The sequence below is a fragment of the Pseudomonas sp. FW305-E2 genome (genome assembly GCF_058782925.1).
This window is the reverse complement of sequence record NZ_JBYSYE010000004.1, coordinates 182093-195624: the sequence shown is the minus strand read 5'-3', so window position 1 is coordinate 195624 and position 13532 is coordinate 182093. Positions and strand designations below refer to the sequence as shown.

Here is a 13532-nt window from a genome sequence, read left to right as displayed (position 1 = left end):
CGCTCCTACAGCGGCCTGTGTCCAACCCTCGATGCGTGTCCAGTGTAGGAGCGGGTTTACCCGCGAATACGGTAGCGGCAGCAACGGTGAACGACGGGTGGAGACTGGCCAGCAGGCCCGGCCTCTTCGCGGGTAAACCCGCTCCTACACGACGGCCTGCGCCCAATCACCAATGTGTGTCCAACCCTGATCAGGTGTAGGAGCGGGTTTACCCGCGAATACGGTAGCGGCGGCAGCGGTGACCGGCGGGTGGAGATTGGCCAGCAGGGCCGGCCCTTTCGCGGGTGAACCCGCTCCTACACGACGGCCTGTGTCCAGCCACCGACATCTGTCCACCACCGATCCGATGTAGGAGCGGGTTTACCCGCGAATACGGTAGCGGCAGCAACGGTGAACGGCGGGTGGTGATTGGCCAGCAGGCCCGGCCTCTTCGCGGGTAAACCCGCTCCTACGGGGATCTTCACAGTTTCAACAACTGCGCAGTCCTGTGAGAGCGGCTCCAACCGCGAAAGGGCCGTACAGGCTTACGCCGGTGCCGAAGTCCGAATCAGGTGGTCAAAGGCCGCGAGCGACGCCTTGGCCCCCTCACCCACCGCAATGACGATCTGCTTGTATGGCACGGTAGTCACGTCACCTGCTGCAAACACACCCGGGATGCTGGTCTGGCCCTTGGCGTCGACAATGATTTCGCCACGCGGCGACAGCTCGACGGTGCCCTTCAGCCAGTCAGTGTTGGGCAGCAGGCCAATCTGCACGAAGATGCCTTCCAGTGCCACTTCGTGCTGTTCATCCGTGGTGCGGTCCTTGTAGCGCAGGCCGGTGACCTTCTCGCCATTGCCCAGCACCTCGGTGGTCAGCGCGCTGGTGATCACGTTGACGTTCGGCAGGCTGCGCAGCTTGCGTTGCAACACCGCATCGGCACGCAACTGGCTGTCGAACTCGATCAGCGTCACCTGGGCGACGATACCGGCCAGGTCGATGGCCGCTTCCACACCCGAGTTGCCGCCGCCAATCACCGCCACGCGTTTGCCCTTGAACAGCGGGCCGTCACAGTGCGGGCAGTAGGCCACGCCGCGGCCACGGTACTCTTGCTCACCCGGCACGTTCATTTCGCGCCAGCGGGCGCCGGTGGCCAGGATCACGGTCTTGGCCTTCAGCGAAGCGCCCCCCGCCAGGCGCACTTCGTGCAGACCGCCCTCGGCGGCCGGAATCAGCGCTTCACCGCGCTGCAGGTTCATGATGTCGACGTCGTACTGTTTGACGTGCTCTTCCAGCGCCGTGGCCAGCTTCGGCCCTTCGGTTTCCTGCACCGAGATGAAGTTCTCGATGGCCAGAGTGTCCAGCACCTGGCCGCCGAAGCGCTCGGCGGCAACACCGGTGCGTATGCCCTTGCGGGCAGCGTAGATGGCAGCCGCGGCGCCAGCGGGGCCACCGCCGACAACCAGCACGTCAAAGGCTTCCTTGGCGTTGATCTTCTCGGCCTGGCGGGCGCCAGCGTTGGTGTCGATCTTGCCAATGATTTCTTCCAGGCCCATACGGCCCTGACCAAACACTTCACCGTTGAGGTAGATACTCGGAACCGCCATGATCTTGCGCGATTCCACTTCGTCCTGGAACAGCGCACCGTCGATGGCAACATGGCGCACGTTGGGGTTGAGTACCGCCATCAGGTTCAGTGCCTGGACGACGTCCGGGCAGTTCTGGCACGACAGCGAGAAGTAGGTTTCGAAGTTGAATTCACCTTCCAGGGCCTGGATCTGCTCGATCACTTCGGCACTGGCCTTTGACGGGTGGCCACCCACTTGCAGCAGTGCCAGCACCAGCGATGTGAACTCGTGGCCCATGGGGATGCCGGCGAAGCGCAGGCTGATATCGGCACCCGGGCGGTTCAGCGAGAACGAAGGGCGACGGGCATCGGTACCGTCCGCGCTGAAGGTAATGAGGTTCGACAGGCTGGCAATCTCTACCAGCAGGTCGTGCAATTCGCGGGACTTCGCGCCGTCGTCGAGGGAAGCAACGATCTCGATCGGCTGGGTGACCCGCTCCAGGTAGGTTTTCAGTTGCGATTTAAGCGTGGCGTCCAACATACGGGCGATTCCTTTTTCAAAACTCGGATACAAAAACGCCCAGGCGAGGTCGCCCGGGCGCTTGACGGGGCGGTAGGTACTTCAGCTTTGGCGGCTGCTTACCGCCCGCGTTATGGGCATGACCTTAGATCTTGCCTACGAGGTCCAGCGACGGCGCCAGAGTGGCTTCGCCTTCTTTCCACTTGGCCGGGCACACTTCGCCTGGGTGAGCGGCAACGTACTGAGCAGCCTTGACCTTACGCAGCAGTTCAGCAGCATCACGGCCTACACCACCGTCGTTCAGCTCGACAATCTTGATCTGGCCTTCCGGGTTGATCACGAAGGTACCGCGGTCGGCCAGGCCGGCTTCTTCGATCAGCACGTCGAAGTTGCGCGAAATGACGTGAGTCGGGTCACCGATCAGCGGGTATTCGATCTTGCCGATGGTGTCCGAAGTGTCGTGCCAGGCTTTGTGAGTGAAGTGGGTGTCGGTGGAAACACCGTAGATTTCCACGCCCAGTTTCTGGAACTCGGCGTAGTTGTCAGCAAGGTCACCCAGCTCGGTCGGGCAAACGAAGGTGAAGTCGGCCGGGTAGAAGAACACGACAGACCACTTGCCTTTCAGATCGGCTTCGCTGACCTGAACGAACTCGCCTTTGTGGTAGGCGGTGGCGTTGAAGGGTTTGACCTGGCTGTTGATGATTGGCATGAGAGACACTCCTTCATGGGGTTGGAATCAGTTGATGCACAGAATCCTAACCAATCATCCCGCTGAAGGCTCATTGGCAAAGCTCATGCTTTCAATTGGTTTTGGCTATAACCGGGGTTACTTAATAGAAGGGAACGGGCTGAGCAAAGGATTGCGGTCCTGAGCGCTGCACTGGCAAAGAAATGTAACAGCTCCCCATTCGGCATCGCGGGCAAACGGGTCTAGGCTCAAACCCATGTGATACCGGGCCCCTCTGACGGCTGCCAAGCCGCCATGTCGGATCACTGTTGCCTTGCAACGTCGACATTCAAGGAGGGGCTCATGACAGCTCTGCAAGCATTCCTCACAACACCTGTCCTCGGTACCAGCGCCTGGTTGTGGCTGGTGTTCATGGCCATCGTCATCGGTTTGTTGGTGCTCGACCTGGGCGTGCTGCACCGCCACGACCGGGAAATTGAAATGCGCGAGAGCCTGCTGCTGTATTCAGGCTATTTCAGTGTCGGTGTGCTGTTCGGCGCGGGGGTCTGGTACCAGTTGGGTGCGCAGTCGGCACTGGAGTTCTACACCGGTTTCCTGGTCGAACAGTCGCTGTCCATGGACAACGTGTTCGTCATGGCGATGATCTTCAGCTACTTCGCCATCCCCCGCCGCTACCAGCACCGCGTGCTGTTCTGGGGCATCCTGGGCGTGGTGTTCCTGCGGGCCATCATGATCGGCGTGGGCGCGGCGCTGGTACAGAACTTTGCCTGGGTGCTTTACATCTTCGGTGCCTTCCTGCTGTTTACCGGGGTGAAAATGGCGCTGTCGAAGGAAGACAGCCGCCCGGACCTGGCCAACAACCCGATCCTCAAGTTCGTGCGGCGGCACATGCGGGTTACCGACCAGATCCATGGCTCGCACTTCTTCGTACGCCACACCCCGGCCGGGCACAGCAAGGCGCTGCGTTATGCCACCCCGCTGTTTCTGGCGCTGGTACTGATCGAACTGGCCGACCTGGTGTTTGCCGTCGACAGCGTGCCGGCGATCTTCGCCATCACCCAGGACCCGTTCATCGTCTACACCTCCAACATCTTCGCCATCCTCGGCTTACGCTCGCTGTATTTCGCGCTGGCGGCGCTGATGCACCGGTTCGTCTACCTCAAGTACGCACTGGCACTGGTGTTGATCTTCATTGGCTGCAAGATTTTCTACCACGGCATGGTGGGCAAGGTGCCGGCGCTGCTGTCGTTGGGCGTGACATTCGGGTTGTTGCTGGGTGGGGTGGTGATTTCGTTGATCAAGACGCGGGGGCAAAAAAAGGATGACAGTATGGATGGGCACCAGCCGCACGCCATTGGACAAGAACCCGCGTCCAAGAGAGAAAAAGACACGCAACTAGGTGCCTGAGTGAATCACTTGCACTGGCCACGTCGCGGGCAAGCTGAGTGCTGCCCGTGTAGGCGCGGGCTCACCCGCGAATGGGCCGGCGCAGGCTGACGCGTTCACCGCCCGCTACGCAACATCTCCACCGGCACATACTTGCCAATCTCGTATTTGCCAATCGCCGCCCTGTGCACTTCATCCGGCCCGTCAGCCAGGCGCAGGGTGCGCTGCATGGCATACATGTAGGCCAGCGGGAAATCGCCGCTTACCCCTGCCCCGCCATGTATCTGGATAGCCCGGTCGATCACCTTCAAGGCCACGTTCGGCGCCACCACCTTGATCTGGGCGATCTCGCTACGGGCCACCTTGTTGCCGACGGTGTCCATCATGTAGGCCGCTTTGAGCGTCAGCAGCCGGGCCATGTCGATTTCCATGCGCGAGTCGGCGATCTTGTCGACGTTGCCGCCCAGGCGTGCCAGTGGCCGACCAAAAGCAGTACGCTCCACCGAGCGCTTGCACATCAGCTCCAGTGCGCGCTCGGCCATGCCGATCGAGCGCATGCAGTGGTGGATACGCCCTGGCCCCAGGCGGCCCTGGGCAATTTCGAAGCCGCGGCCTTCGCCAAGGATCACGTTTTCGTACGGCACCCGCACATGCTCGAAAAGGACTTCGGCATGACCATGGGGCGCATCGTCATAACCGAATACCGGCAGCGGGCGGACGATCTTCACGCCTGGCGTGTCGGTCGGCACCAGCACCATGGAATGCTGCTGGTGGCGTGGCCCTTCAGGGTCAGACAGGCCCATGAAGATCATGACCTTGCAGCGCGGGTCGCAGGCGCCGGAAGTCCACCACTTGCGGCCGTTGATCACCCACTCGTCACCGTCCCGTATGGCAGTAGCAGCCATGTTGGTGGCGTCCGAAGAGGCCACGTCCGGTTCGGTCATGGCAAACGCCGAGCGGATCTCACCACGCAGCAGCGGCTCCAGCCACTGGCGTTTTTGCGCCTCGCTGCCGTAGCGCACCAGCACTTCCATGTTGCCAGTGTCCGGCGCCGAGCAGTTGAACGGCTCCGGCCCGAGCAACGAGCGGCCCATGATCTCTGCCAGCGGTGCGTACTCCAGGTTGCTCAGGCCGGCGCCGTATTCCGACTCTGGTAAGAACAGGTTCCACAACCCTTCGGCGCGGGCCTTGGCCTTGAGCGCCTCCATGATTGCAGTGGGCTGCCAGCGGTCACCCTCGGCGACCTGGCGCTCGAACACGGCTTCGGCGGGGTAGACATGAGCGTCCATGAACGCAGTGACACGCTCGCGCAGTGCCTGGACCTTGGGCGAATAGGCGAAATCCATCTGGGCTACCTTCACAGTTCGGAGTACGTGGGCCAGAGCCTAGAGCAGCATTGCTCCATCCACCTAGTCTATTTTCCGCGTGTATAAACATTCATAACCGATATATGATCGGCCGATAATTCCAATAAAGAGCGGCGCCCATGAACCTTAGCAAGGTCGACCTCAACCTGTTCATCGTGTTCGATGCGATCTACACCGAAGCCAACCTGACCCGCGCCGGGCAGATCGTCGGCATTACCCAGCCGGCAGTGTCCAATGCCCTGTCGCGCCTGCGCGAAACCTTCAATGACCCGCTGTTCGTGCGTACCGCGCAAGGCATGGTGCCCACACCCATGGCGCAGAACATCATCGGCCCTGTGCGCAACGCGCTGGCGCTGCTGCGGACTTCGGTGCAGGAAAGCCGCACGTTCAACCCGCAGCAGGCCAACAAGACCTTCCGCATCAGCATGACCGACCTGACCGAGGCGGTCATCCTGCCGCCGCTGTTCCAGCGCCTGCGCCGCCTGGCGCCGGCAGTCATGATCGAAAGCTTCCTGTGCAAGCGCCGCGAGACCACCAAGGAACTCGCGGCCGGCCGCCTGGACTTTGCCATCGACGCGCCACTGAACACCGACCCGCAGGTGCGCCACATCAAACTGATGCAAGACCGCTATGTCTGCGCCCTGCGCCAGGGTCACCCGCTGGCCGACAGCAAGCTGACCCTCGACAGCTACCTGGGCATGACCCACATCCATATCTCCAGCCGCCGCAACGGCCTGGGTTACGTCGACCTGGCGCTGGGCAAGATGGGGGTTCAACGCAAGGTCGCCCTGCGTTCGCAACACTACCTGATGGCGTCGCAGGTGTTGCAGCAGACCGACATGGCGATGACGGTCCCCGAGCGCTTCGCCCGTCGCCATCAGTTGCGTTATCAGGCGCTGCCGGTGGAGGTCCCTGCGCTGGAAACGCACCTGTACTGGCATGAAAGCACCGACCAGGACCCGGCCAACCGCTGGATGCGCGAGCAGATTACGGAATTGTGCGAGCGCGTGGTTGCAGAGGAAGAGAAGGCTCTGGAGCCCTGACGGTGCCGGCGAGGGCCCCTTCATGGCCCTCACCAGGCAAAGTAGAAAATCCCATGAAAGATCTTCGATAGAGAATTTTTTTCTAAAATAATCGCGAATTGACCTGAGGGAAACGAAAAAAATACCGCTGCTGGCAGGTACGCTTACGTCAATGATTGCCGATTTGACGGCCACTGACACGGACCCGCCCTCAATGCCTAGCGCCCCACTCTACTTCGATTACGCCGCCACTACCCCAGTCGACGACCGGGTTATCGAAACCATGCTCGCCTGCCTGGGTAACCAGGCCAACTTCGGCAACCCGGCGTCCAGCGGCCACGCCTTCGGCCAGGCTGCACGTCACGCCGTGGAACAAGCGCGCCAGCAAGTCGCCGAGTGCGTCGGCGCGCACGCCGAGCATCTGGTATGGACGTCAGGTGCGACCGAGTCCAACAACCTGGCGCTCAAGGGTATTGCCCAAGGCATCGGCCAGCCCGGGCACCTGATCACCAGCCAACTGGAACACAAGGCCGTGCTCGACACCGTGGCCGAACTGGAGCGCCAGGGCTGGGCCGTTACACGCCTGGCACCGGATGGCAATGGCCTGATTCAGCCTGCAAGCGTGCAGGCAGCGTTGCGCGCTGACACCCGCCTGGTATCGCTGATGGCGGTCAACAACGAACTGGGCACGGTCACTGATTTTGCCGCGGTCGGCGAGCAGGTACGTGCCCATGGTGCCCTGCTGCACGTGGATGCCGCGCAGGCCGTGGGCAAGCTGGCGATCGACCTGCATACGATGGCCGTGGACCTGATGTCTTTTTCGGCGCACAAGGTCTACGGGCCAAAAGGCATCGGTGCGCTGTATGTCGGGCCGCGCGCCCGCGTGCTGATGCGTGCGCAGATGCACGGCGGCGGCCACGAGCAGGGCCTGCGTTCCGGCACCCTGGCGACCCATCAGATAGCGGGCATGGGCAGCGCCTTTGCCTTGGCCGGCCAACCTGGCGACAGCGAACACCAGCGCCTCGAGCAACTGGCAAGACGCCTGCGCACAAGCCTGCTGGCCATGCCCGGCGTTACCTTGAACGGCTGCGCCAAGCAACGCATTCCCCATACCTTGAACCTGTGCATCGACAGCAAAGGCTTCAACAGCGCGGCGCTGGCCGGCGAGCTGGCCTTGTCGACCACCTCGGCCTGCAACTCGGCGAGCAACGCTGCCTCGCATGTGCTGCTGGCACTGGGGCTGGATGAGTGTCAGGCTCGCAACAGTGTGCGTTTGAGCATCGGCCGTTTCAGCACCGAGGCTGACGTGGACAAGGCGCTCGAAGTGTTTGGCCGGGTGCTGGCGTCAGCATCGGCAGCACTGTGGTGACCACGCCCTAGTGTGGTGTTTCACAAATAACGACCATAACTCGCGGCGCTTTTTGCGCTCATGCGGCGTTGTCGCTCCTCGCCGTAGCTGGGCTACGACTCGTCGCGACGCCTTGCCTGAGCGCAAAAATCGCTCGCGAGTTATTGGCCGTATTTGCAAAACACCACACTAGAACAGGCGGCTGTCCGGCGTGAAATCCTCAACCTGGATTTTCGCGCTCTGCGCCTGCGGGTGGCGTGGGTTGAACAGGTAATTGGTGGTGCTGGGCATGATCGCGCTTGGCACCGGCAGCAGCAATGCCGAACCGTCATCCAGAAAGCGATTGCCCAGCGTACGGGTCAACTCAGGCTGAGCAGACCAGCCGGGCTGCAAAGCGGGCAACTGCGCCTGGGAAACCGTGTCGGGCAGTTCGATGCGAAGCAAGCGCATGGTGGTCGGGAAATCCTCGGGGTCGATCTCAAGGTGCACCAACACTTCCAGCATCGCCCCGGGAGGGCTGGTGGCGGCATACACCACCGGCCGACCCGCCTGGTGCCAGCGGCCACTTACACGCAAGCCCCCCGTACCGCTCAAGTCTGCATAGGCGCTGATTCGCCACAAAATCACAGGCCATAGCCCTCGGCAATCTGCAGCAGCATTTCTTCGACCTGCGTGGTGCCTTGCTGGGTGGTGAGCATCTGCATCGGCGTCAGCCCCGAGAAACGCTCCTTGGGCTTGGAAAGCCAGCGTTTGGCCTTGCCCGCTTCACCGAACACAGCCTCGGCCATGGCGGTGATGTGGGCCGAGCGGAACAGCCGATCGCTCTCATCCACGGTCAGCGGTTGGTCGCGCTCGATACGGGATTTGAGGGTGCGCAGCGGGATGATCTGGTCGCGCTCCACCGGCGTGAGCACACCGCGTTCGGTCAGCTTTACCAACCAGGTGGCGGCAAAACCATCGGTGATGCGGGTGTGGATTTCGAAATCGCTGGCAAGCTCGGGAATGTCCAGCAGCGCCTGCAAGCGCGCCCGGTACTCGTGGTAACCGTTGTCGCGAAGCACTTCGGCAAGCATGGCAGGCTCCTTTTCGGCATTTGCCGATAAGTATGCGGTATATGCCGGGTCATTGCCAGTTTGCCTGATCGGGCGGTCGACGTCTGGGCTTTGCCAGATTAACCGCCAGCGTTGCCAGGGCCGCACAGCGGCCCCGGAAACCTCACAGGAAGGTGAACACTTGCGATGCCGGCAACCGCGACTTGCTCAGCCCGGCATTGAAGTCCGCCTCACTGCGGTAACCCAGGCTCAGGATCACCACACTGGTAAAGCCACGCTCACGCAAACCCAGTTCGGCATCGAGGACCTTGCTGTCGAAGCCCTCGATCGGCGTGGCATCCAGCCCATGCGCCGCTGCACCCAGCAAGGCAGTTCCCAACGCCAGGTAGGTCTGCTTTTCCATCCAGTGCTGCACATCCTTCTGGTCGAAGCGGTGCAGGTTGACGTAGTGCCGGCGGCTCTGGTTTTGCCCGGCGCGCGCTTGCTCATCACGGAAACGGCCATCGGCAGCCTCTTGATCGAGCACGGCGTTCAGGTGTTCTTCAGTCATTTCGGTACGGGTGCAGAACACGATCACATGCGAGGCATCGAGAAGCTTCTGCGTGTTGTAGGCATAACCCTCAGCAGTGCTCTTGGCCAGGCGGGCCTTGCCTTCGGCCGTGTCGGCGACGATGAAATGCCAAGGCTGGGAATTGACCGACGACGGGCTGTGACGCAGTTGTTCGAGCAGGGCGTCGACGGTGGCCTGGGGAATGCGGCGTGAGGCATCGTAAGCTTTGGTGGTGTAACGGCGCTTGGCCAGCGATACGGTATCCATGCGACAACTCCGGAGTTAACAGTGGATTTGCCGGGCATCTTATCTTTCCAGCAAAAAAGAAAAAGCGGCACAATGTAACAACACTTTCATCCCTGGAATGAAAATGCTGCGCATCACCGACCTCGAACTGTTTGCCCGCAGCAGCGTGCTGGGTAGCTTCACTGCCGCCGCCCATGAAGCCGGCCTGCTGCCGGGCCAGGTGGCTGCCGCGATCAAACGCCTGGAACGCGACCTGGATGTACGCCTGTTCGCCCGCACCACCCGCAGCCTGCGCCTGACCGCCGAGGGCGAGCGCTACCTGCCAACCGCGCTGAATGTGCTGGAAAGCCTGCGCCAGGGCCATGAAGATCTGCATGGCAACCCCAATAGCCTGCGCGGCACCCTGCAGGTGTCGGCCCCTTCCGACATGGGCCGCAACATGTTGTTGCCCTGGCTCAGCGCCTTCCGCCACGACCACCCGGCATTGCAACTGCGCTTCTTCCTGTCCGACCAGATGGCCGACCTCAACCGCGACCCTGTGGATGTGGCCATCCGCTATGGCCTCAACCAGGATGCCAACTACATCGCCCTGCCACTGGCCGAATGGAACCGCCGCGTGCTGGTGGCCTCGCCCGACTACCTGGCCCGTCACGGCCGCCCGCTTACCCCCGACGCACTGCAGCAGCATGCCTGCCTGCTGTACATGCAGCACAGCCGGGTGTACGACAAGTGGCAGCTGGGTAATCGCACCGTGCAGGTGCGTGGGCCGCTGGTCAGTGACGATGCCGACGTCATCCGCCGCCTGGCCATCCAGGGGGAAGGTATCGTCTACAAGTCGTGGCTGGATGTCAGCGCCAACATCGCGACCGGTGAACTGGAAATGGTCCTGCCCGAATTGCTCGGCGAGCCTACCCCGCTGACCTTGGTCTGCCCTCATCGCAAACAACTCACACCGGCCGTGAAGCAATTGCACCTGTGGCTACGCGAACGCTTCGAGGCCCTGCGCGCCCGGGCACTGACCAACGGCTGCACAATCGTTCCAGACTGAGCCGGGGGCGTTGCGCTAAGGTAGCCATTTACCCCACGGTACACGTCCATGAGCAACTGGATCGACTTCAAACAAGACGCCGACACCGGCATCGAGTCGGTCCGCGCGCATTTTGTCGGCCATGCCTATGATCCCCACTGGCACGACAGCTTCCTGGTCGGCGTGACCGAGCAGGGTGTGCAGCAGTTCAACTGCCGCCGGGTGCGCCACCGCAGCACGCCGGGGCAGGTATTTTTACTTGAGCCTGGCGACATCCACGATGGCCTGGCGCCCACCGAAGAAGGCTTCACCTATTCGACGCTGTACCTGGAGCCCGCCTGGCTCGACCAACAGCTGCGCGCACTGTACGAGCACGCGCCGGGCGACAGCCTGCCCAGCTTCGCCGACACCCTGTGCCACGACGAACGCCTGGCACGGGCCACCGCCCTGGCCTTCAGGGCCGTGCATGACCAGGACTTGCGCATCGTCAGGCAAACGGCCATGGACGATCTGCTGGCCTGCCTGACCCGCCACCTGCACTGGCGCCGCCGCATCAACCCCGACCCGCGCCTGCCGCTGACCGCACAGCGCGCCCGGGACTTCCTGCATGCCAATCTGGAGCGCGACATCGGCCTGGAGGACCTGGCCCAGGCCTGCGGCATTGACCGCTTTCGCCTGACGCGTGCGTTCAAGGCGGCGTTCGGCATTGCACCCCATGCCTACCTGATCCAGCTGCGCCTGGCACGCGCGCGGCGCCTGCTTGCCCAAGGCCAGACACCGGCCGAAGTGGCCGTGGCGTTGGGCTTTGCCGACCAGAGCCACCTGGGGCGCTGGTTCCGCCGCGCCTACCAGTTGACCCCGGCCGACTACCGCAGGCGCTGCTCAAACCTTCCAGACTGAGTGCCGGCGGGCAGCGAGCATGGTGCTTCGATGTTACGGAGCCCTGAACCATGTCTGAGTCGTTGTTGCCCTTCATTCTGTTTGCCCTGGTGTCCAGTATCAGCCCGGGGCCGACCAACCTGTTGATCCTGGCCCATGGCGCCCGCCGGGGCCTGCGCGCAAGCCTGGCGCCGATCGTGGCGGCGTGTGGCGCGGCTGCAGCCATTGTGCTGCTCGTCGGGCTGGGGCTGGGCGAACTGCTGCTGCGCCACCCCCTGGCGCAACAGCTGATGAGCGGGGCCGGGGTGCTGTGGCTGAGCAGCCTGGCCTGGAAGATGCTGCGCAGTGCCGCCGCCCCGCTCCACACGACCACGGCGCCAGGCTTCAGTGCGCTCAGCGCGGCTTCGTTGCAGGTGGTGAACCCCAAGGTGTGGTTGATGGCCGTGGCGGTGGTCGGGGTATTTGCCGCGCCGTCGTTGCCAGTGTGGCAGCTGGCGCTGGTGTTCTTGCTGATCGCTCTGCCGAGCATGGCCGCGTGGGCGGTGTTGGGGGTGGGGAGCGCCCGGTGGCTGCAGGCACCGGGGCGGTTGCGGGTGTTCAACCAGGTATTGGCGGGGGTTTTGTTGATATCGGCATGGGCTGCCGTATTGGCCTGAGTCTCTACTTGACCGGCAAGGGGCCTGAGCGGCCCCGGCTCAGCGTGCCAATGCCTCGCGAAAGCGCCGGGTACTGGCAACGGCCAGTACCAGCCCGACCACTGCCACGCTGCCGCCCACCAGGCCGATATCCGCCACATTCATCTGGCTGCTGACGATACTGCCCAGCAGCGCACCCCCGCCAATACCGATGTTGTAGATACCCGAGAACAGCGCCATGGCCACATCGGTGGCGTCGGACGCCAGCTTCAGGGTCTTGGACTGCAGCGCCAGGCTGAAGCTGAGAATGGCCACGCCCCAGAACATGCTCAGCACTGCGAACACATAGAAGTTGCCCGACAGCGGCAACATCAGCAACAGGCACGCGGCGAGTACCCCGATCGAACCCACCAGGAAGCCATGCGGGAAGCGGTCGCTGTAACGGCTGAACAACAACGAACCAAAAACCCCGGCACCGCCGAACAACAGCAGCAACAGTGTGGTGCGGTCGCCGCCGATCTGCGCTACGTGCAGGGCGAACGGCTCGATATAGCTGTAGGCCGTGAACTGCGCGGTAATGACCAACGTCACCAACAAGTAGGTAATGACCAGTGCCGGGCGCTTGAACAGGACCGGCAGGCTGCGCAACGAACCGGAGTTCTGGCTGGGCAGCAGCGGCAGCGATTTCATCAGGCACAGCATGGTGGCTAGCGCTACCCCGCCAATGCTCAGGAACGTGATGCGCCAGCCCAGTGCCTCGCCCACCACACGGCCCAGCGGGATGCCCAGGACCATGGCCAGGGTAGTGCCGGTGGCCAGCAGGCCCAGCGCCTTGGCCTGCTGGCCCGGCGGCGCCACACGCACCGCCAGCGAGGCGGTGATGGACCAGAACACCGCATGCGCCAGGGCAATGCCGATACGGCTGACCAGCAGCATGGCGAAGCTCTGCGAAAGCCACGACAGCACGTGGCTGACAATGAACACCAGGAACACGAACAGCAGCAGACGCCGCCGTTCGATGTTGCGGGTCAGCAACATCATGGGCAACGAGGCCAGCGCCACGATCCAGGCATAGATGGTCAGCATCAGGCCGACCTGGGCAGTGCTCATGTCGAAGCTGCGGCCAATGTCACTGAGCAGCGCCACCGGGACGAACTCGGTGGTGTTGAAAATGAAGGCCGCCAAGGCCAGGGCGATGACGCTCAGCCAGCTGCCGCTGCCCGTTGTGGGCGGCAGGTGTGTGGGTATGGGTCCGTTCATGGGTGG

The 13532-nt window shown here is 62.8% G+C and carries 13 protein-coding genes; 6 read left to right on the top strand and 7 right to left on the bottom strand.

What is annotated here, in order from left to right; translation table 11 throughout:
- Window positions 1–524 precede the first annotated feature (524 nt).
- Both ahpF and ahpC read right to left on the bottom strand, forming a co-directional pair.
- Entirely contained in the window at window positions 525–2087 is a 1563-nt protein-coding gene (gene ahpF, locus AC3WLP_RS06005; protein WP_003250539.1) for an alkyl hydroperoxide reductase subunit F, read from the bottom strand.
- 124 nt (window positions 2088–2211) lie between these two features.
- Entirely contained in the window at window positions 2212–2775 is a 564-nt protein-coding gene (gene ahpC, locus AC3WLP_RS06000) for an alkyl hydroperoxide reductase subunit C (RefSeq protein WP_003250537.1), read from the bottom strand.
- Between the two features lie 321 nt (window positions 2776–3096).
- On the opposite strand from ahpC, the gene AC3WLP_RS05995 reads away from it, so the two are divergent.
- Entirely contained in the window at window positions 3097–4161 is a 1065-nt protein-coding gene (locus AC3WLP_RS05995; RefSeq protein WP_041167238.1) for a TerC family protein, read from the top strand.
- A 95-nt stretch (window positions 4162–4256) separates the two neighbouring features.
- Here the strand turns inward: AC3WLP_RS05995 and AC3WLP_RS05990 are convergent, their stop codons facing one another.
- Window positions 4257–5486 (bottom strand): acyl-CoA dehydrogenase, encoded by a 1230-nt coding sequence (locus AC3WLP_RS05990; RefSeq protein ID WP_014753759.1) that lies wholly within the window; start codon window positions 5484–5486, stop codon window positions 4257–4259.
- 140 nt (window positions 5487–5626) lie between these two features.
- On the opposite strand from AC3WLP_RS05990, the gene AC3WLP_RS05985 reads away from it, so the two are divergent.
- The gene (locus tag AC3WLP_RS05985) at window positions 5627–6550 is read left to right on the top strand and encodes a LysR family transcriptional regulator (RefSeq protein ID WP_014753760.1); all 924 of its coding nucleotides are present in this window, start codon (window positions 5627–5629) and stop codon (window positions 6548–6550) included.
- 193 nt (window positions 6551–6743) lie between these two features.
- Complete coding sequence (locus AC3WLP_RS05980; RefSeq protein WP_088512873.1) at window positions 6744–7898, top strand: cysteine desulfurase family protein; 1155 nt, start codon at window positions 6744–6746, stop codon at window positions 7896–7898.
- A gap of 168 nt (window positions 7899–8066) precedes the next feature.
- Here AC3WLP_RS05980 and AC3WLP_RS05975 read toward each other — a convergent pair whose 3' ends face one another.
- From AC3WLP_RS05975 to nfsB, 3 genes are all read right to left on the bottom strand, one after another.
- Window positions 8067–8504, bottom strand: coding sequence for an RES family NAD+ phosphorylase (locus tag AC3WLP_RS05975; RefSeq protein ID WP_012052908.1), 438 nt, complete (start codon window positions 8502–8504; stop codon window positions 8067–8069).
- The gene (locus AC3WLP_RS05970; protein WP_003250525.1) at window positions 8501–8950 is read right to left on the bottom strand and encodes an Xre family toxin-antitoxin system antitoxin; all 450 of its coding nucleotides are present in this window, start codon (window positions 8948–8950) and stop codon (window positions 8501–8503) included. Before AC3WLP_RS05970 ends, AC3WLP_RS05975 begins: the two co-directional genes overlap by 4 nt.
- A gap of 142 nt (window positions 8951–9092) precedes the next feature.
- Complete coding sequence (gene nfsB, locus AC3WLP_RS05965) at window positions 9093–9746, bottom strand: oxygen-insensitive NAD(P)H nitroreductase (RefSeq protein WP_004573726.1); 654 nt, start codon at window positions 9744–9746, stop codon at window positions 9093–9095.
- Between the two features lie 103 nt (window positions 9747–9849).
- On the opposite strand from nfsB, the gene AC3WLP_RS05960 reads away from it, so the two are divergent.
- The 3 genes from AC3WLP_RS05960 to AC3WLP_RS05950 are packed head-to-tail and all read left to right on the top strand — an operon-like array spanning window position 9850 to window position 12287.
- Window positions 9850–10773: a LysR family transcriptional regulator gene (locus AC3WLP_RS05960; protein ID WP_088512874.1), complete on the top strand. Its 924-nt coding sequence runs from the start codon at window positions 9850–9852 to the stop codon at window positions 10771–10773.
- A 48-nt stretch (window positions 10774–10821) separates the two neighbouring features.
- Window positions 10822–11652 (top strand): AraC family transcriptional regulator, encoded by an 831-nt coding sequence (locus AC3WLP_RS05955; RefSeq protein ID WP_003250518.1) that lies wholly within the window; start codon window positions 10822–10824, stop codon window positions 11650–11652.
- Window positions 11653–11702: 50 nt separating this feature from the next.
- Window positions 11703–12287 carry a LysE family translocator gene (locus AC3WLP_RS05950; RefSeq protein WP_088512875.1) on the top strand — a complete coding sequence of 195 codons (585 nt, stop codon included), beginning with the start codon at window positions 11703–11705 and terminating at the stop codon, window positions 12285–12287.
- A 39-nt stretch (window positions 12288–12326) separates the two neighbouring features.
- Here AC3WLP_RS05950 and AC3WLP_RS05945 read toward each other — a convergent pair whose 3' ends face one another.
- The gene (locus tag AC3WLP_RS05945) at window positions 12327–13526 is read right to left on the bottom strand and encodes a sugar transporter (protein ID WP_003250514.1); all 1200 of its coding nucleotides are present in this window, start codon (window positions 13524–13526) and stop codon (window positions 12327–12329) included.
- Window positions 13527–13532 lie beyond the last annotated feature (6 nt).

Coding starts and splice junctions, on each gene's coding strand:
- AC3WLP_RS05985 (WP_014753760.1), top strand. CDS start 5,627: ATGAACCTTAGCAAGGTCGACCTCAACCTGTTCATCGTGTTCGATGCG.
- AC3WLP_RS05990 (WP_014753759.1), bottom strand. CDS start 5,486: ATGGATTTCGCCTATTCGCCCAAGGTCCAGGCACTGCGCGAGCGTGTC.
- AC3WLP_RS05970 (WP_003250525.1), bottom strand. CDS start 8,950: ATGCTTGCCGAAGTGCTTCGCGACAACGGTTACCACGAGTACCGGGCG.
- AC3WLP_RS05960 (WP_088512874.1), top strand. CDS start 9,850: ATGCTGCGCATCACCGACCTCGAACTGTTTGCCCGCAGCAGCGTGCTG.
- AC3WLP_RS05945 (WP_003250514.1), bottom strand. CDS start 13,526: ATGAACGGACCCATACCCACACACCTGCCGCCCACAACGGGCAGCGGC.
- nfsB (WP_004573726.1), bottom strand. CDS start 9,746: ATGGATACCGTATCGCTGGCCAAGCGCCGTTACACCACCAAAGCTTAC.
- AC3WLP_RS05980 (WP_088512873.1), top strand. CDS start 6,744: ATGCCTAGCGCCCCACTCTACTTCGATTACGCCGCCACTACCCCAGTC.
- AC3WLP_RS05995 (WP_041167238.1), top strand. CDS start 3,097: ATGACAGCTCTGCAAGCATTCCTCACAACACCTGTCCTCGGTACCAGC.
- AC3WLP_RS05955 (WP_003250518.1), top strand. CDS start 10,822: ATGAGCAACTGGATCGACTTCAAACAAGACGCCGACACCGGCATCGAG.
- ahpF (WP_003250539.1), bottom strand. CDS start 2,087: ATGTTGGACGCCACGCTTAAATCGCAACTGAAAACCTACCTGGAGCGG.
- AC3WLP_RS05950 (WP_088512875.1), top strand. CDS start 11,703: ATGTCTGAGTCGTTGTTGCCCTTCATTCTGTTTGCCCTGGTGTCCAGT.
- ahpC (WP_003250537.1), bottom strand. CDS start 2,775: ATGCCAATCATCAACAGCCAGGTCAAACCCTTCAACGCCACCGCCTAC.